Consider the following 17,850-nt stretch of genomic DNA (forward strand, 5'->3'; position numbering starts at 1 on the left):
GATCATCAATTGGATGAAGGTATTCTTTAAAAACAGATTTTGTGTTATTATTGTCCATGTGAACTCCTTATAATTAGGATTTGGACAGGACTTAGTACCTTCTGCCACTAATTATAAGGGTTTTTTTGATTTAATGAATACTATAATCTCCCATAATTTCCATTTAATTGAATTAAATGAACACTTGACATTGTCGTTATCTTTTAATGCAACACTAGTGAGGAAATTATAAAATGGACTGCTGTGGATAATTGATTATTAAGTTAGCCACATCCAGCTCCGGCGCCTACCACCTCGAGGTCTTAAGTCAATCCTCTCTGTGGAAAAGAACGCCACGCCGAGGCTTGTCTTAAGCTTGTCGGTGGTGAGCAAGGCGCCTTCGCTTTTGTTCTGCCTGAATTAAATAAAAAAACACGACCAATTGTAAAGTAATTAGTCGTGCGAGTAATCATTAAGCTTGGTGTTCAAATAAGCTAATAATTTCTACTATTGTGTAGACGGCTTTTTCCATGTTATCTACCGAGATAAATTCGTATTTGCCATGGAAGTTCTCTCCGCCAGTAAAAATATTAGGTGTTGGCATTCCCATAAAAGATAACTGAGAACCGTCAGTACCACCGCGTATTGGTTTAACAAGTGGTTTGATATTTAAGTTTTCCATTGCTTGAAATGCGATATCAACAATGTGCTTAACCGGTTCTATTTTTTCTCCCATGTTGTAATACTGATCCTTCATTTCAAGAATAATATTTTTTTGACCGTATTGCTCAGCATAATCGTTCACAAGTTTTTCTATATTTGACTTCTTGGCATTGAATTTTTCCCGGTCATGATCTCTAATAATATAATAAAGACTTGTTTCTTCAACGTCACCATCGATAGAAAGTAGGTGATAAAACCCCTCGTATTCCTCTGTAAACTCAGGTGCCTCTTCTTCAGGTAATTGATTGTGAAATTTCATTGCTAGTTTACTTGAGTTAATCATCTTATTCTTTGCTGTTCCAGGATGTACATTGTTGCCTTTAAATGTTACTTTTGCTGCGGCAGCATTAAAGCTTTCGTGTTGAAGTTCTCCTAGTGGACCGCCATCAACTGTATAGGCAAATGCCGCATCAAATGCTCTGACATCGAATTTATGTGGTCCTCGTCCAATCTCCTCATCAGGTGTAAAAGCTACTCTAACCTTACCGTGTTTAATTTCTGGGTGTTTAAGTAGGTAAACCATCGCAGTCATTATTTCAGCGATTCCTGCTTTGTTATCTGCTCCCAACAATGTAGTTCCATCTGTTGTAATCAGGGTATGTCCTTTGTAATTTTTTAGCTCCGGATTATTTTTTGGAGATAAGACAACGTGAGGTGTTTCATTTAAAATGATGTCTTCACCGTTATACGTATCAATTAATTGTGGTTTAACATTAGTCCCAGTGAAATCGGTCGCGGTGTCGATATGGGCTAGGAATCCAATAGTAGATACATGTTTATCTGTGTTGGAAGGAAGGGTCGCAAAAACATATCCAAACTCATCAACGCTTACGTCTTCCATACCAATCTCGTTTAATTCTTCTACTAATTTGTTAGCTAGTGTCCATTGTCCTGGGGTAGAGGGGCAGGACTCATTATTTTCATTGGATTGCGTGTCTATTTTGACATATGTAGTGAATCGGTCAATCATTTCCTCTTTCATTTCACTTCATCTCCATTTCACGATTATGAAATTATCTTAGCATAAGTTAGAAACGATAACACGATATAAAATGAATCAAAACTTATTGATAAGTTAAAACTAATGTTGAGGTGATTAACTATGAAAGGGAAAAATTTAAATCGGACTTTTAAAAACAAAACGAAAGAAAACTCCTCCGAAGGAATTGGTATTAAAACGGAGTTAGATTCTGAACTTCCATATCATACAGTGGATCAGTATGCAGGTGATTCAGTCAATGAGCACAAAGAAATTGAAAAGGCAAATGAGCATTTTGCAGATGAAGAAATTGAGCAAATAAATAATAATCTATAGGTAGTTAAAGGGAGGCATTGGCTTGTAACTAATGCCTCTTTTGTCTATTATGGTATAGTTATAATTATTACTTTAGGTGTTATTTAATTAAAATACTTGGCATGATGATTACTATCACTTATAATGATAACGGTTCTCATTTATGGTTTGGTATTATGGACGAAGTGAGAAAATTAATAAACGAGTGAATAATTTAACTATAGTAAAGGATCGGATTGTATGGCTAATGCAAAAAAACATAAAGATCGAGAGATAAACTCGCAGCCTGAGAATCGTCCTATCTTTGCTAGTGTGATTTTATTCGGTGGTACAATAGCATTATTTTTAGCATTAGGTGCATCAGTTTCACTTGGTGCTTCCGAAATAGATTTCAAGACAGTGTGGTCGGCAATTTTTCAGTTTAATTCAGAATTAACATCCCATCAAATTATTCAAGAAGTGCGCTTACCAAGAGCTATATCGGGAGCGTTAGTAGGTGCGTTTTTGGCTGTATCAGGTGCGCTCCTGCAGGGAATTACAAGAAACCCTCTCGCGGCACCTTCGATCATGGGGATAACGGATGGTGCAGCATTCGCGCTAGCAATAGTGTTCTCATTTTTCCCAACCACAGGCTATTCGATGATCATGTTCTGGGCATTTCTTGGTGCTGGACTCGGAACGATACTTGTATTTGGAATTGGGGCACTTGCAAAAGGTGGCTTGACACCAGTTAAGTTAGCGCTAGCCGGAATCGCAGTTGGGGCGCTACTGAGTTCACTTGCATCGGGAATTGCAATTTATAATCAGGTTGCTCAGAATATGAGTTTTTGGTATGCGGGTGGATTGGTTGGTACCCAGTGGATAAGTATCAAGCTTTTATTACCAGTAGGCATTATTGGGCTAGGAATTGCTTTTATTCTAGCGCACTCCATTACAGTATTAAACCTTGGTGAAGATGTTGCAAAAGGATTGGGGCAGCGAACGTTCTTTGTTAAGGGATTAGCAATCATCGTTGTTATGCTTCTAACTGGTGCATCAGTCTCTGTCGCAGGCGCAATCGGATTTATTGGACTTGTTATCCCGCATATTACTAGGTTCCTGGTTGGAACGGACTACAGGTGGGTTATTCCGTGTGCTTCGATACTTGGTGCAATACTACTCGTCCTTGCCGACATCGGAGCTAGGATGTTAAATCCGCCATTTGAAACACCGGTAGGGGCTATTACGGCAGTTATTGGCGTTCCTTTCTTTCTTTATTTAGCTCGTAAAGGGGGAAATGCCTAATGGGACTTGCAGATACAATCAAAAAAAGACCTTGGATTTTCATCGTTATTGTAGTAACCCTAATCGTTATTGCGTTTTTCTTTTCTTTAAATACAGGTGCATCGACAATGGGGCCTAAGGATGTAATCCAGACCCTATTAGGCAATGGGACAGACAAACATCAATTGATACTGTTTGAGTTCCGGTTACCCCGAATAGTTATTGCTATCCTAGTTGGGGCGGGATTAGCGGTTTCAGGAGCAATCCTACAATCGATTACGAAGAATGAAATAGCTGAATCCGGAATTTTGGGAATAAATGCTGGTGCTGGTTTAGCTGTTGTTTTATTTATATTCTTTTTTCAAACTATTAATTTAGCAATATCTTCAAACTATCTATTACCAATTGCAGCCTTATTTGGAGCAATTTTAGCCGCTGTCATCATTTACTTATTTGCATGGAAAGATGGCGTATCTCCGGTCCGGTTAATACTCGTTGGAATAGGAGTCAATGCTGGCTTTAATGCAATATTAATCATATTTCAGCTGAAAATGGACCCCCAGGATTTTACAGAGGCTATTACATGGTTATCGGGGAGTATTTGGGGAACGGATTGGTCATATGTGTTGGCAATCCTGCCTTGGATTATTATTTTAATACCGTTAACAATGATAAAAGCACCTTCCTTAAACATATTACATATGGGTGATGAAATAGCTTCAAGCTTAGGTATTCATGTCGAAAAAGAAAGAGGACTTTTGTTACTTATTGCTGTTGCACTTGCTGGAGCCAGTGTTTCTGTCGCTGGAAATATCACATTTCTCGGACTAATTGCACCACATCTGGTGCGAAGAATAATAGGGCCGAAGCACCAATTTTTAATTCCGGGATCAGCATTAATGGGAGCATTGCTACTTGTCGTAGCTGATATAATTGGAAAAAACTTATTGGCTCCATCAGAAATACCAGTCGGAATAGTTGTTTCTGCTTTAGGCGCACCATACTTTATCTATTTGCTTATAAAAACAAATTAAATGGAGGAAAAATAAAAATGAATAAAACACTTTTATATTTATTAGTTTCAATCATCATGGCGACTATTCTTGTAGGTTGTGGTGGTAATAATGACACACAAGAGACAGAGCAAGATGATCAGTCTGAATCAACAGAAGAGTCAGAAGGTACTAGAACTGTGGAACACGACCTAGGTGAAGTGGAAGTGCCGGCAAACCCGGAGAAAATTGTTTCTATGTACTATGTTGGTCATCTGTTAGCGTTAGATAAAAAACCATTAGGTACATTGCCAACGGAATTAGACAACCCATTTATTCAAGATCAAATAGAAGGCATTGAAAACATAGGTGATCCAGTTTCTATTGAGTCGGTAATTGAGTTGGATCCAGATTTAATTATCGCTTCAGATGAACAGTCTTATGAGCAGTTAAAAAAAGTAGCGCCAACTGTTTTAATTGAATACGGAAGTCATCATGTTATTGAAGAAATGGAAATGTTGGGAAATATCCTAGGAAAAGAACAAGCTGCAAGTGATTGGATTACTCAATTTGAGGAAAAGGGTGAACAAGCAAAAGAACAATTATCAGGTGTTGTAGGAGAAGATGAAACTGTATCTATAATTGAAATATGGGCAAATAACATTTATGTCTACGGCAATAAGTGGGGTAGAGGTGGATATAACTTATATAATGTCTTAGAATTTACTCCACCAGAAATGGTTGAAGAGAATTTGATAGATGACCAGCCATTTTTAGAGGTATCACTTGAAACGTTGCCTGATGTTGCAGGAGACCATATTTTCTTGTCTGTTTATGGAGCTGATGGTGGTAGTGAACGAGCGGAAGAGATTAGAAATAGTGCCGTTTGGCAGTCACTTGATGCTGTTAAGAATAATAATGTATATGAAATTGACATAGATGAATTTTTCTACTTTGATCCAATTTCATTGGAAGATCAGTTAGACATTCAAGTAGATCTAATGTTATCTGATAACTAATAGTTAAAACCCATCCCCAATTAGTGAAGGAGTTATATGATGGAAGACAAACAAGACTTATATGACGTTACCATTATTGGTGGTGGGACAACAGGTTTGTTTGCTGCTTTTTATAGTGGAATGCGAGATATGAAAACTAAGATTATAGAATATCACGCTGAGCTAGGTGGTAAAGTAGCTCAATTTTTTCCAGAAAAACGGATTTATGATGTTGGTGGTCTACCAGGGATAACAGGAGATAAGCTTGTAAAGCAAATGGATGAGCAGGCCAAAAAGCATGATCCTACGATTGTTTGCAACCAATGGGTGGAAAGTATAAACAAACTTGATGATGGAACATTTGTGCTTTCTTCACATAAAGGGGACAAGCATTATTCAAAAACTATTATCCTTGCTACCGGAATGGGCGCTTTTGAGACGCTAGCGCCTAAAATAGAGAATGCGAATTCCTTTGAAGGTAGTAGTCTTCACTATACGTTGAGTAATTTTGAACAATTCATCAATAAAAAAGTGATGATTTCCTCAACGAATCGTATTGGAATCGAATGGGCGCTGAAATTAGTGTCTAAAGCTAGGGAAGTCTATCTGATTAACAGTGGACAAACGTTTCAATTTGCTACGGACGAAGAGCTTAATCAGTTAAATCGTTCAGAAGTAACAGTTAAACTAAATGTCTCCATAGCAAGTGTTGAAGGTGAAGACGGTTTTATTAATCAGGTGATTATTAAAGAAAAGGATAATACCGAACTAATAGAAGTGGACCATTTGCTATTCTATGATGGAGTCAAGTTAGAGCGTGCTCCTTTTGAAATTTGGGGTGCAAATACAGAAAAGAACAGGGTAATCGTAGATTCTAAAATGGCGACCAATATAGCCGGGATTTTTGTAGCAGGTGATGCAGCTTTCTATTCAGACAAAGCAATGTTAATTGCTTCAGGTTATACAGAAGCAATTACAGCAGTTACTAGTGCCAAAAAATATATGGAGCCAAAGGCTAATGCACAAGTGTATAGCACGGTAATTTATCGAAATCAAAAATAAGTTTGCTTCTTGTTTATTAAACTAGAACAAAAAATTCGACATTAGTAAAACTAATGTCGAATTTTTCTATTCATAAGAGATTTCGGGTCTTTTTCCACGTTTTAATTCCCATATACTTAAACCAAAGTCCATTTGAAGATGAGGATAATCTTTGAAGCTCTTCCAATCTCCACCCCATTCAAACCCAAGTTCTTTGGCTATTTCTACGACCTCCATCCAATCTGCTTCTCCGTTATTATTTCCGTCATACGAGAGGTCCCATATCACATCTCCATTATTTAGTTTGAGAGCAAAGTCAATTGCAAGTCCATAATTATGATAGGAATTTCCTCCCTTGACATTGGTCACAATATTTCCTTCAGTTGTTCTGCCTCTTTTGTATAGGGAGTCTTGGACTTCAATCGTTCTGAAATCGTCGGTAATAATAATATCAATGCCTTTAGCTTTTGCTTGTTCAATCAATTCATCTTGGTAGTTTTCTACTACTGGATGCAGCTGAGTTGGCGTTTGGATATCGCTTGGAGCTCTGAATAACTTAAAAAGAAAAAGTACAATGGCAATCGTTAGTATAATTAGGATAAGTGAAAGGAATTTAGTGAATTTCACGAAGTAGTACCACCCCTTGCTAAATAGCATACCATCGATAGCTTAAAGGCGCGCTATCAATGAAATATAGAGTATGTTTTAGTTGGGGTTACAGTTTGAGCAATATCGTGGTATTTGACTGATAGTTGTTAAACTTGAGGATTACGCGATTACTAATTAATGCGCAGATTAGTATGTTTTTGGTTGTTAGAACGCAGATAGTTATCAATTAACATATCTAAACCTTGAATTCTCTCAAGGGCATTTATATGGTCAACCTTTCGATAATGATGCTCCCCGCCAGGTTCCTCGTCTGCTTCGTCAGCTAATGAAACAACTCGTTGTAACGGATTAAGTTGTAGCTCACCATCTGGGAGATAGGAGTCTGTGTGTAACAGTATTGCTAAAGCAATTGTCTTTGCATCTTGGGGGACTTCGCCGGACCGAATTAATAATTTGTGTGCTCTTGCACTCCCTTTTATGGCATGAATATCGTTTTCTTTATATAACTGATAATCCCACTCTCCATTACGGTACCATGTGTAATGACCAATATCATGTAAGAGCCCCGCTTTAGCGGCTTGGTCTGGATCAACACCTGACTTTTGTGCAATGTGAAAAGCTTTTTCTGCAACAGTGATGGCATGAGCAATGCCAGATCGACCTAAATACTTCTTTGCAATAGGGTGTGTGAACAGGTTCTCTAAGGTGACATTCCTCATTATTTCAACCTCCTTTTCTATAAAAAAATCCTTTGATTTAAGTTAATCTAAAAATAGTATTGCTAAATAAAATATCATAACGCTAAAAATGATGCAAGTGGTTTGGGATATCATATATCATACTTCTATGAACGTGACTGTGATAAATGTTGTGCCATTTCATTTTAAAAGGTATATACTTACTAAAGTAAACTATCTGAATTTAACAAATTTATTGAACTATTTCTACTAAACTATTATAGTTGTTAGAAAGAGTGACAGGAGGAATAACAATGGAAAAGGATTTACGAATTAAAAGTAAAGTGTTCGATGATGCAAAAAGAGCCCCAAACCGTGCGATGTTACGTGCTGTAGGGGTAACAGATGAAGATTTCAAGAAACCGATGATTGGTGTAGCTAGTACATGGAGTGAAGTTACTCCTTGTAATATTCATATTGATGACTTAGCAAGAAGTGCTAAAGAAGGTGCGAGAAAAGCTGGAGGAGTACCTCTTATTTTTAACACAATTACTGTTTCCGACGGTATTTCAATGGGTACGTCAGGAATGCGCTATTCTTTACCAAGTAGAGATGTTATTGCAGATTCAATTGAAACAGTAGTAGGTGCTGAAAACCTTGATGGTCTGGTAGCAATTGGCGGTTGTGATAAAAATATCCCTGGCTGTTTGATTGCAATTGGACAAGCAGAGGTACCTTCTGTGTTTGTTTATGGTGGTACAATTGCTCCTGGATTTCATAAAGGCGATAAGTTAGACATTGTTTCTGTGTTTGAAGGTGTTGGTAAACACAATAATGGTGATATTAACGATGAACAGCTTCATGGAATAGAATGTCATGCTTGTCCAGGTGCTGGTTCTTGTGGTGGTATGTACACGGCAAATACAATGGCGTCTGCTGCAGAAGCGCTTGGTATGAGTTTACCAGGAAGCTCTTCTAATCCAGCTGAATCAAACCTTAAAACAGAAGATTGTAATCTAGCCGGAGAAGCGGTATATAAATTATTAGAAAAAGGTATTTATCCAAAAGATATTATGACTAAAGAAGCATTTGAAAATGCAATTACTGTTGTGATGGCCTTAGGTGGTTCAACTAATGCAGTCCTTCATTTATTAGCTATCGCAGATTCAATCGATGTTGATTTAACAATCGATGACTTTAATCGTATTCAGAAGAAAGTACCCCATCTTGCTGATTTAAAGCCGAGTGGCAAGTATGTGATGCAGGATTTGCATAATGTAGGCGGAGTTCCTGCTGTTATGAAATTATTGTTTGAGGCGGGTTATTTACACGGTGATTGTTTAACAGTTACAGGTAAAACAATTGCTGAAAACTTGGCTGATGCACCTTCATTGCAAGAAGGCCAGGATATCATTCTACCGTTTGATAATCCAAAACGAAAAGATGGACCACTGGTAATCTTGAAAGGTAACCTAGCTCCAAGTGGTGCGGTTGCAAAAGTTTCTGGTGTAAAGGTTAAGCGTCATACCGGTCCAGCACGAGTTTATGATACCGAAGACGAAGCAACGAATGCAGTTATTAATAATGAAATTAATGAAGGTGACGTATTAGTAATTCGTAATGTAGGACCAAAAGGTGGGCCAGGAATGCCAGAGATGTTATCCATTTCGGCTATCCTTGTTGGTAAAGGACTTGGTGAAAAGGTTGCTCTATTAACTGATGGTCGTTTCTCTGGTGGTACACATGGTCTAGTAGTTGGCCATATAGCCCCAGAAGCACAAGTAGGTGGGCCTATTGCGCTTTTACAAGAGGGTGATGAGGTTACTATCGACTCGGATTTACAAGAAATTACGATGGACGTCAAGGACTCCGAGTTAGAAAAGCGTCGTCAAAATTGGACAGCTCCTCCACTATATTCTAAAGGTGTATTAGGGAAATACGCTCATAATGTTTCCTGCTCATCTAAAGGTGCAGTTACTGATTATTTCAATTAAGAATTTAAAAACCCCCCTGAAATCAAGATTTTCAGGGGGGATTTTCCTGTTGTCTAGGAAATTATAAAATGGACAGCTGTGGATAATTAATTACTAAGTTAGCCACGTCCAGCGCTTTTGTTCTGTTATTGTAGTGCACCACTCACCGGATAAAGTTCTAGGTCTATTTCGGTTTCATTTCCGAGCGCTATCTTCGCTAACTCTGCTCCAAGATAGGGACCTGTAGTTAGACCGGAGGAACCTAGCCCGTTAGCTACTAAGATTCCGTCATAAGTTGGTATTGGACCAATAACTGGCAGAAATCCAGGTGTAGATGGACGAAACCCTACTCTTGTTTCTAAAAATGTACTGTTTGCTAATCCGGGAGCAACCTGTAATGCTTTTTCAAATATTTCATTTAGTCCTCCAGGTGTAACTCGGTAATCTAGTCCTACATTGTTTTCATGTGTTGCACCTACGACGACACGGCTGTCATCAAAAGCTAGTAGATATTGATCGCTCGGTGGCATAACAACCGGCCATTTACTTGTGTCCTGATTCGGTAGTTGTAGGTGAACAATCTGGGCCTTTTGAGGCTCAACAGCAAAAGTTACACCAAGTGGCTTTAACAGGTCCCTTGCCCAAACTCCAGTTGTAACAATAACAGTATCTGAATGGATAATTTTACCGTCTACAGCTACTCCGGTAACTTTATTATTGCTAAATTCAATCTCAGCATTACCTTTAATGAAGCTAGCACCCAATTTGATAGCGGCACTCTGCATGGCATTACGTAGTAAACGTCCATCAACACGAGCAGCGCCACTAACGTGAACAGCTCCATACCCTTCTGCTAAAGGGGGGAATAAATCTTTGGTCTCGTTAGAATCTAGCTTTGTAATTTCTCCTATTTCTGGAGCATCTACTCTTCTTTTAGTTGCTCTTTCTACCATAGCATCTAATTTAGCTTCTTCTTTACGAATGCTGATTGCTCCAACTTTTGCATAGCCAGTTTCTGTTTCGCCTTCCGTTTCTAGCATGTTAATTAAACTTGGATAATAACGGGCTCCATTTTTGGCCAACTTATACCATGCTTTATTTCTGCGTTGGGATAGCCAAGGACAGACGATTCCAGCTGCGGCATCAGTGGCTTGACCAGTATCTTTTCTATCTATCATTACAACGTTTGCTCCAGATTTCGCTAAGTGATAGGCGGTCGATGCACCTAGTACACCCGCACCAATAACAATAACTTTTTGCATATGTATTACACTCCAACCCCTTAGTTGATTTAAACATAGTTTATCCGCTATTCCTTTATATATTTTGCTATAGAAATTTTACTTAAACAAGAGAAAGGAACTAGGTTATTTTACTTGGATGATAATCCCATAAAAACTTTTGCATAAAGATGTACCCGGCCGATTAATTATGTGTTATAATATTCTTCAAATCTTTAGAATATTTAAAAAGATGGAATGCGGGGGGAATAACTAAAATGCAATTGAAAAAGTGGTTATATTTTTTGGGATTAGCAATTATTTTTTCTTTAGTACTAGTAGCTTGTGGTTCAGATGATGAAACAACAAATGACTCCGAAGCGGAACCAACAGAACAGGAGCAAGCTGAAGATGAAGCGGCTCAAGATCAACAAGCTGAAGAAGAAACTGTTTATAAAATAGGTGCGACACAAATTGTTGAGCATCCTTCACTTGATGCTGCCTACCAAGGTTTCCAGGATGCCTTTACTGATGCTGGTTTAGAGGTGGAATTTGATTATCAAAGTGCACAAAATGATCCAAATAACGCTAGTGTTATCGCAAACAACTTTGTTGCAGATAATGTAGACTTGATTTTCGCAAATTCAACGCCTAGTGCCCAAGGTGCATTACAAGCAACAGACGATATACCAATTATCTTTACGTCTGTAACTGATGCTGTTGCGGGTGGATTAGTAGAAGCGATGGATCAACCAGGTGAAAATATAACTGGGGTTGTTGATCTTCACCCAGATGCGATTAAAAACACGATTAACTTCATTGATACTTATTTTGAAGGTGCAAAAGTTGGACTTATCTATAATGCTGGTGAAGCTAACTCGGTAGCGCAAATTGATGCAGTAAACGCAGCGGTTGAAGGTACTAGCTTAAGTACTGTCGAACGTACAGTAGCAACTTCAGCTGATGTTCAACAAGCCGCTACGACATTAGTTGGTGAAGCAGATGTTTTTTATATTGTTACGGATAATACCGTTGTTTCTGCTCTTGAAACGGTTATCGGAGTTGCTAATGAACAAGAAGTTCCTTTAATTGTTGGTGAGACGGAATCACTTCAAAAAGGTGGCTTCGCTACATTTGGAATTGACTATCATACAATTGGATACCGTGCAGGTGAAATGGCTGTTGAAGTGTTAACCGGAGATAAGACAACTGCGGACATTCCAGTAGAAATCCCACCTACTATGCAGTTGTTCCTTAATAAAGATGCAGCAGAAGAACAGAGTATTGAATGGAATACTGAATGGGATGAAGAAGCACAATTTTTAGAATAGGAAATATAAACCGACATTATCCTTTTAAGGTTTAATTGTCGGTTTTCTTTTCACTTGCAGAAGGAGAGAAATGCATCATGTTTATATCAATGTTCGGAGCTGTTGAATCAGGCATTATTTATGCATTAATGGCGCTTGGAGTTTACCTGTCGTTTCGTGTATTAGACTTCCCGGATTTAACTGTAGATGGAAGTTTTGTAACAGGTGGAGCCGTTGCAGCTATTTCAATAATTAATGGTGTTCCTCCAATTCTAGCAACGTTATTGGCAGCAATTGCAGGTTTTATCGCCGGAAGTATAACTGGGATTTTAAACACAAAAGGAAAAATCAACCCCTTATTATCCGGAATTTTAATGATGATTGCTCTTTATTCGATTAACTTGCGAATAATGGGACGTCCAAATTTACCTCTATTAAATGAATCAACAATATTTAACTCAATAGAGTCATTCTGGGAGAAAGTAGGGATAGATCAGGCGTTAAATGGTTTGGTCGGAGTAATGGGAGCGGAGAGATTACCAAGTACGTGGTCTGTTCTTATCTTAATGATTATCGTAACAATTATCGTTAAGCTAATGACGGATTTCTATTTAAGAACTGAAGTTGGTTTGGCACTCCGTGCAACTGGTGATAACGAAAAAATGATTCGAAGTTTATCAGCAAATACCGATAACTTAAAAATAACTGGACTAGGAATTTCGAATAGTTTGGTAGCTTTATCAGGAGCATTAGTTAGCCAATATGGTGGTTTCGCTGATTTAAGTATGGGAATCGGAATGATTGTTATTGGACTTGCTTCTGTTATTATCGGTGAAGCACTATTTGGAAAGAAAACAATTGCAAGAACGACTCTAGCTGTTATTGGTGGAGCGATCGTCTATCGAATTGTAGTAACACTCGCTCTTCGGGTCGATTTTCTTGAAACAGGAGATATGAAATTTATCACTGCCTCGTTAGTTATAATTGCATTAGTTGCACCTAGAATGATTTCAGCAAGAAAAGAACAAAAACGCCGTTATCGAAAACAATTAGCACTAAACAACAAGGCAAAGGAGGCATAGGACTGTGCTACATTTAAATGATATATCGTTAACATTTAATGAGGATACACCTGATGAAAAAAAAGCACTACAAGATATAGATTTAACGCTTGAAAAAGGAGATTTTGTTACGGTAATTGGTAGTAATGGTGCCGGAAAATCGACTCTAATGAATGTCATTTCAGGTAGTTTAAAACCGGACATTGGAACAGTCAAAATTGATGATAAAAATGTTACTCCTTTACCTGAATTTAGGCGGTCAAACTATATAGGGAGAGTGTTTCAGGATCCAATGGCTGGAACTGCTCCGTCGATGACAATTGAAGAGAATTTAGCAATGGCATATGCAAGAAATAAAAAACGGATGCTCCGAATAGGTGTTAACAAGAAACGTAGAGAGTTGTTTCGGGAATATCTGCTTACACTTAATCTAGGTTTAGAAGATAGATTAAATGCTAAAGTTGGTCTTTTATCTGGAGGTGAAAGGCAAGCTCTGTCGTTACTGATGGCTACTTTTACTGAACCTAATATATTGCTTTTAGATGAACATACAGCAGCACTTGATCCTTCTAGGGCGGAGTTAATTACAAAGCTAACAGGTGATGTGGTAGATAGGTTTCATTTAACAACATTAATGGTTACTCACAATATGCAACAAGCATTAGATTTAGGAAATCGCTTGGTTATGATGGATAAAGGACAAATTATTTTTGATGTCTCAGGTATTGAAAAACAGAACCTTACCATTGAAAAGCTACTTCATGAATTCAAGCGAATCCGAGGAGAACAATTAGTAAATGACCGCGCTGTTTTGGGATAATTTATTAACAACATATTAATGACCAATTGATTATTATTATAATCAATTGGTCATTTTTTTAAGGTAAGAAAGGATAAAATTTTGCGCTTCAATGTCTAGCTCCAGCGCCTACCCGGAAATAAGCGGTTTCCTTATTTCGAATGTCCTCGCCTGAGGTCTTAAGTCAAGCCTCTTTGTGGCAAAAAGCACCACATAGAGGCTCGACTTATTGCCCTAGGGTGACCAAGGCGCGACTTTAGCTTTTCTTATAAAACTAAGTTAATCGATAAAAAAGCAGGTAATTAATCAGTAATTGTCAAATTAGATACTAATGCTATCTCAGGGTTAAGGGGGGAATTTTGTGGGGGATTTATCTCAAGAAGAACGAGAGCAATTAGTCAGAAAAGAATTTGAGGAGCTAAATAGGTTTAATTATATAAACGATAAAGACTACCAATTTCTTCTAAAATCTTATCAAAAATTACTAGTAAGACGAAAAAAGGAAACGAGTCAGGCAGAGTTTTTATTAGATGGGAAGAACGAGGTTGTATCAAACGTAGAAATAAAGAAACAGTCACAGCCTAAAAAAGAGAAGAGGAAGAAACAATTATCCATGGAACAAATCCGTGAACGAAACATTAGCTGGTCCCTTATTTTAGGTGTTGTTCTGATGCTTATTGGTGGTCTGGTGCTAGCAACTAGTAATTGGGAACAAATGGGGCCGGGACTCAGAGTGTTTGCTATTTCATGTGTTGCTATAATCTTTCTAATGCTAAGCGGAATTTCATCTAAATTTTTAAAAATTGAAAAAACCGCATTTGCTTTTTTGACTCTAGGTAGTTTATTAATTCCTATTGTTATCGTAGCAATTGGATACTTTGAGTTGTTTGGTAGTTATCTTTCATTAACAGGTGAAGGGAGATATTATCTAGGGCTGATAGGAACATTAATTCCACTTCCGCTATATGTAAGAAGTGCAATTAAACATAATTCCCGATTATTCGTTTGGATTTCTTATCTGTTTTTGTCTTTTACTGTAGCCTTCTTGATAGCTTCTACAGGAGTGTCTATCGACGCATTTTATCTATTAATTATGATATTTAATGCGATATTGTTATATATTTATCATCTAGTTAGAACTAATCAAAGATTTACTATCTTTTTAAAGGAACTGCCAGCCTATTCGCAGTTGAATTTAGTAATCTCAACATTATTGATGTTATTCATTTATAATCAAGCAGTTTTCTATAGTTTTAACTTATTACTAACTGCAGCCATTTATATAGCAATGGTCTATGTATATAACACAAAAGAGTACCATTTTGTCTTTTCTGTCTTATTTGCATATGGAGTCTATCAACTAGTTGATCACACTAGATTAGAAAACATTGATTTCGTCATTTATTCTCTAGTAGGACTAGTTTATATATGCTTCGCTTATGTGGTTAGAAATAATAACTATTTGAAGCGGATGTTTCGTTTTACGAGTGGATTAATCTCATTCTTCGCGTTTATTTATGTCAGTTACCAGGGAATCCTATTAAAAGCTGACGAACCTAGTCTCTTATTGCTCGCGTCTTATGTGCTTATCGCACTAAACTATGCGTTTTTAGCATATCTGACATATTACAACCTATTCAAGTACCTAGCTTCTTTTTTTATAATTGTTACTGGCTATCAGTTATGGGAATCTACCAATCATTGGTTCAAGATAGATAATCCAGATATGTTCATGTTTATCTATGGTGTAGTGCTATTCCTGGTAGTAGGAGTGTTTAATAATAATAAATACTTACACCCGATCAAGAAAAGTAGCTACTATTTATCCATAATCTTAATGGTTGTATCTATCGTTTATGGTGTCTTATTAATGGATTATATAAAGGCTTCATTATTATTAATCTTATTTTCACTAGTTGCTTTTGTTGTCACTATGGTAACTAGTCAAGGCAGGGAAAGGAAAATAGCAGAATGGGTCCATGCTATCAGCATACTAGTTGCGCTGCTGATTATTTACCCGAAACTTACTAGTATAGTAACGGACTATCAAACTTACTTCAATCTGCCATTTCATTATGGAGTCACAGGTCTGATTTTATTGGCAATTAGTCAGGGATGGAGTCGAATTAAAAAATCGGGGCTTTCAAATGCAAGCTTTTATACAGGACAATTTGCATACCTTTATGGGCTGCTAGTGATGCTAAGCTTTAGTTCGATTGATGCGAATATCGTTAGGCCATTATTATTATTTGTTGGTATATTTGTGTGTATTTGGTTGGTCATCCGGTCCAAACAAGTAATGTTTTGGTTGTTAGTTGCAATTACATCCTTTGCATTTTTTGGATCATTACTTAGTCCTTTGCCTTTTGATACTCTGCAAGCGACTATTCTATATTTAATGTTCGGTCCGGTAATTCTTTTAGTGATAGAGACTTTCGTTGGAAGGAAGGTCAAGGAGCTTAGACACTACTTTTTCTGGTTTGCCCAACTAATTCTATTCTTACTAATTATCGTTGTTATTGTTGATTCTATTTTTGGCAGCAGGATAAATCCATTAGTTCTATTTATTCCACTAGTGGTCTATGTATATAGTACGATTATCAAGGCAAAAGAATGGCAAATCAAAGGTTTCTTATATGCAGCTATGACATTAGTACCGATACTACTGACAATGGTAGTTGATTATTTCAACCTTTTAAAACAAATGCCCTCTCCTTATCTATGGGTAATAGCTAGCGTTGTAATGGCCGTTAGTTGGATGTTTGTTAACCAGACCTGGCGTACTCGAATGGAATGGTATATCATTCCATTTTCTCTAGTAGGTTTATATATAGTTATAATGGAACGACAAATGTTCCCTTTAATAGAATTGTTCTCTATTTTAGGATATGTAGTATATAATTTGTATTTTTTACACAAGCGAAACTATTATACATTCACCATTATTCCATTAGCTCTAACTTTTGTCATGTGGGAACAGGAGCGGTATTTATTTGATTCTATAACGCTTTACTTTGTTTGTATTGTTAGCTACTTTGTGCACTTGATCGCTGGGTATTATCTGTTTGAAAAATTATATAATCTACAAAAAGATAAGAGTTACGTAGATTGGTATTCTATTGTTGCTGTATTTTATCTAGTTTATTCAATCTCATTTATTAGCGAACAAGACAATATAATCGTTCAAATAACACCGATACTGCTTTTAACAGTCTGGTTTTTTGGTCAAGTTAACCGACTAAATAATTTACTATTAAAATTAATTTTTAAAACTCTAGGGGTACTCGGCATCATTCCTGCTTATCTCTTACTATTAAAAGAGTATCAAGCATGGATTCCAGACTTAATTAAGGCAGAAATAACTGTTTTGCCAATCCTAGGTATTTCAATCTTTTTAAGCTTACAAACTTGGAAGGGCTACAAGAAGCTAATGGGAAAAATACAACTAATTGTTTTACTTTTAGTCACTGGATACTTAGTGATCGATGCGATAGAGAGTCAAACAGTATGGGATGCAATTGTTATCGGAGGCTTATCGCTTTTTTCTATTGTTATTGGTATGCAATATAGAATTAAAGCATACTTCTTTGTAGGAATTGGTGTTCTAGTATTTAATGTTATGTACCAAACAAAGTCATACTGGGGTAATATGCCGTGGTGGGGTTATTTGCTGATTGCTGGCTCCACACTGATTGGAATTGCAAGTTATCATGAGTGGAGAAAACAACGACCAAAAAATAACGAAGGAAAAATGAAAAGAAAGCTCAAACAATTTTTATCTTCTTTAAAAGAATGGGATTAGAAGGGAAGGTAAGTAAAATGAAAAGATTGCATTTCCTCTGGGGAATGCTTTTTTTCGTTTTTCCGAAAAAACAACTAATAGTTCATCTTTCTTTGGAAACTATATAAAT

The 17,850-nt window shown here is 37.1% G+C and carries 14 protein-coding genes; 10 read left to right on the forward strand and 4 right to left on the reverse strand.

What is annotated here, in order from left to right:
• Positions 1-451 precede the first annotated feature (451 nt).
• On the reverse strand, positions 452-1,684 hold the full coding sequence (gene pepT, locus LD272_RS05175; RefSeq protein WP_226035529.1) for a peptidase T: 1,233 nt from the start codon (positions 1,682-1,684) through the stop codon (positions 452-454).
• Positions 1,685-1,804: 120 nt separating this feature from the next.
• Between pepT and LD272_RS05180 the strand changes: the two genes are divergently transcribed.
• From LD272_RS05180 to LD272_RS05200, 5 genes are all read left to right on the forward strand, one after another.
• Positions 1,805-2,017: a hypothetical protein gene (locus LD272_RS05180; protein WP_226035530.1), complete on the forward strand. Its 213-nt coding sequence runs from the start codon at positions 1,805-1,807 to the stop codon at positions 2,015-2,017.
• Positions 2,018-2,236: 219 nt separating this feature from the next.
• Complete coding sequence (locus tag LD272_RS05185; RefSeq protein ID WP_226035531.1) at positions 2,237-3,280, forward strand: FecCD family ABC transporter permease; 1,044 nt, start codon at positions 2,237-2,239, stop codon at positions 3,278-3,280.
• The gene (locus LD272_RS05190) at positions 3,280-4,293 is read left to right on the forward strand and encodes a FecCD family ABC transporter permease (protein ID WP_226035532.1); all 1,014 of its coding nucleotides are present in this window, start codon (positions 3,280-3,282) and stop codon (positions 4,291-4,293) included. Before LD272_RS05185 ends, LD272_RS05190 begins: the two co-directional genes overlap by 1 nt.
• A gap of 17 nt (positions 4,294-4,310) precedes the next feature.
• Positions 4,311-5,270, forward strand: coding sequence for an ABC transporter substrate-binding protein (locus LD272_RS05195; protein ID WP_226035533.1), 960 nt, complete (start codon positions 4,311-4,313; stop codon positions 5,268-5,270).
• Between the two features lie 39 nt (positions 5,271-5,309).
• Entirely contained in the window at positions 5,310-6,311 is a 1,002-nt protein-coding gene (locus LD272_RS05200) for an NAD(P)/FAD-dependent oxidoreductase (RefSeq protein ID WP_226035534.1), read from the forward strand.
• 66 nt (positions 6,312-6,377) lie between these two features.
• Here LD272_RS05200 and LD272_RS05205 read toward each other — a convergent pair whose 3' ends face one another.
• Together LD272_RS05205 and LD272_RS05210 are read right to left on the reverse strand one after the other, a co-directional pair.
• Positions 6,378-6,947: a M15 family metallopeptidase gene (locus LD272_RS05205; protein ID WP_226035535.1), complete on the reverse strand. Its 570-nt coding sequence runs from the start codon at positions 6,945-6,947 to the stop codon at positions 6,378-6,380.
• A gap of 122 nt (positions 6,948-7,069) precedes the next feature.
• Complete coding sequence (locus LD272_RS05210; RefSeq protein WP_226035536.1) at positions 7,070-7,618, reverse strand: HD domain-containing protein; 549 nt, start codon at positions 7,616-7,618, stop codon at positions 7,070-7,072.
• A 272-nt stretch (positions 7,619-7,890) separates the two neighbouring features.
• On the opposite strand from LD272_RS05210, the gene ilvD reads away from it, so the two are divergent.
• Complete coding sequence (gene ilvD, locus LD272_RS05215) at positions 7,891-9,570, forward strand: dihydroxy-acid dehydratase (RefSeq protein ID WP_226035537.1); 1,680 nt, start codon at positions 7,891-7,893, stop codon at positions 9,568-9,570.
• 125 nt (positions 9,571-9,695) lie between these two features.
• Here ilvD and LD272_RS05220 read toward each other — a convergent pair whose 3' ends face one another.
• A complete protein-coding gene (locus tag LD272_RS05220; RefSeq protein ID WP_226035538.1) occupies positions 9,696-10,811 on the reverse strand; it encodes an NAD(P)/FAD-dependent oxidoreductase in 1,116 nt (371 codons plus the stop codon).
• Between the two features lie 236 nt (positions 10,812-11,047).
• Between LD272_RS05220 and LD272_RS05225 the strand changes: the two genes are divergently transcribed.
• The 4 genes from LD272_RS05225 to LD272_RS05240 all read left to right on the forward strand — a co-directional run bounded on the left by LD272_RS05225 (position 11,048) and on the right by LD272_RS05240 (position 17,741).
• Positions 11,048-12,100, forward strand: a complete 1,053-nt coding sequence (locus LD272_RS05225; protein ID WP_226035539.1) for an ABC transporter substrate-binding protein — start codon at positions 11,048-11,050, stop codon at positions 12,098-12,100.
• A gap of 77 nt (positions 12,101-12,177) precedes the next feature.
• Positions 12,178-13,161, forward strand: a complete 984-nt coding sequence (locus LD272_RS05230) for an ABC transporter permease (RefSeq protein ID WP_226035540.1) — start codon at positions 12,178-12,180, stop codon at positions 13,159-13,161.
• Positions 13,162-13,165: 4 nt separating this feature from the next.
• Positions 13,166-13,960 carry an ABC transporter ATP-binding protein gene (locus LD272_RS05235; RefSeq protein WP_226035541.1) on the forward strand — a complete coding sequence of 265 codons (795 nt, stop codon included), beginning with the start codon at positions 13,166-13,168 and terminating at the stop codon, positions 13,958-13,960.
• A 340-nt stretch (positions 13,961-14,300) separates the two neighbouring features.
• A complete protein-coding gene (locus LD272_RS05240) occupies positions 14,301-17,741 on the forward strand; it encodes a hypothetical protein (protein ID WP_226035542.1) in 3,441 nt (1,146 codons plus the stop codon).
• Positions 17,742-17,850: the final 109 nt, after the last annotated feature.

Origin of the sequence: Aquibacillus saliphilus (assembly GCF_020404745.1) — a bacterium.
In the GTDB taxonomy this organism is placed as follows: Bacteria; Bacillota; Bacilli; order Bacillales; family Amphibacillaceae; genus Aquibacillus; species Aquibacillus saliphilus.

What these genes read in the sequence shown, in the direction of transcription:
- pepT (WP_226035529.1), bottom strand. Translation starts at nt 1,684, where the DNA reads ATGAAAGAGGAAATGATTGACCGATTCACTACATATGTCAAAATAGAC.
- LD272_RS05180 (WP_226035530.1), top strand. Translation starts at nt 1,805, where the DNA reads ATGAAAGGGAAAAATTTAAATCGGACTTTTAAAAACAAAACGAAAGAA.
- LD272_RS05185 (WP_226035531.1), top strand. Translation starts at nt 2,237, where the DNA reads ATGGCTAATGCAAAAAAACATAAAGATCGAGAGATAAACTCGCAGCCT.
- LD272_RS05190 (WP_226035532.1), top strand. Translation starts at nt 3,280, where the DNA reads ATGGGACTTGCAGATACAATCAAAAAAAGACCTTGGATTTTCATCGTT.
- LD272_RS05195 (WP_226035533.1), top strand. Translation starts at nt 4,311, where the DNA reads ATGAATAAAACACTTTTATATTTATTAGTTTCAATCATCATGGCGACT.
- LD272_RS05200 (WP_226035534.1), top strand. Translation starts at nt 5,310, where the DNA reads ATGGAAGACAAACAAGACTTATATGACGTTACCATTATTGGTGGTGGG.
- LD272_RS05205 (WP_226035535.1), bottom strand. Translation starts at nt 6,947, where the DNA reads ATGCTATTTAGCAAGGGGTGGTACTACTTCGTGAAATTCACTAAATTC.
- LD272_RS05210 (WP_226035536.1), bottom strand. Translation starts at nt 7,618, where the DNA reads ATGAGGAATGTCACCTTAGAGAACCTGTTCACACACCCTATTGCAAAG.
- ilvD (WP_226035537.1), top strand. Translation starts at nt 7,891, where the DNA reads ATGGAAAAGGATTTACGAATTAAAAGTAAAGTGTTCGATGATGCAAAA.
- LD272_RS05220 (WP_226035538.1), bottom strand. Translation starts at nt 10,811, where the DNA reads ATGCAAAAAGTTATTGTTATTGGTGCGGGTGTACTAGGTGCATCGACC.
- LD272_RS05225 (WP_226035539.1), top strand. Translation starts at nt 11,048, where the DNA reads ATGCAATTGAAAAAGTGGTTATATTTTTTGGGATTAGCAATTATTTTT.
- LD272_RS05230 (WP_226035540.1), top strand. Translation starts at nt 12,178, where the DNA reads ATGTTTATATCAATGTTCGGAGCTGTTGAATCAGGCATTATTTATGCA.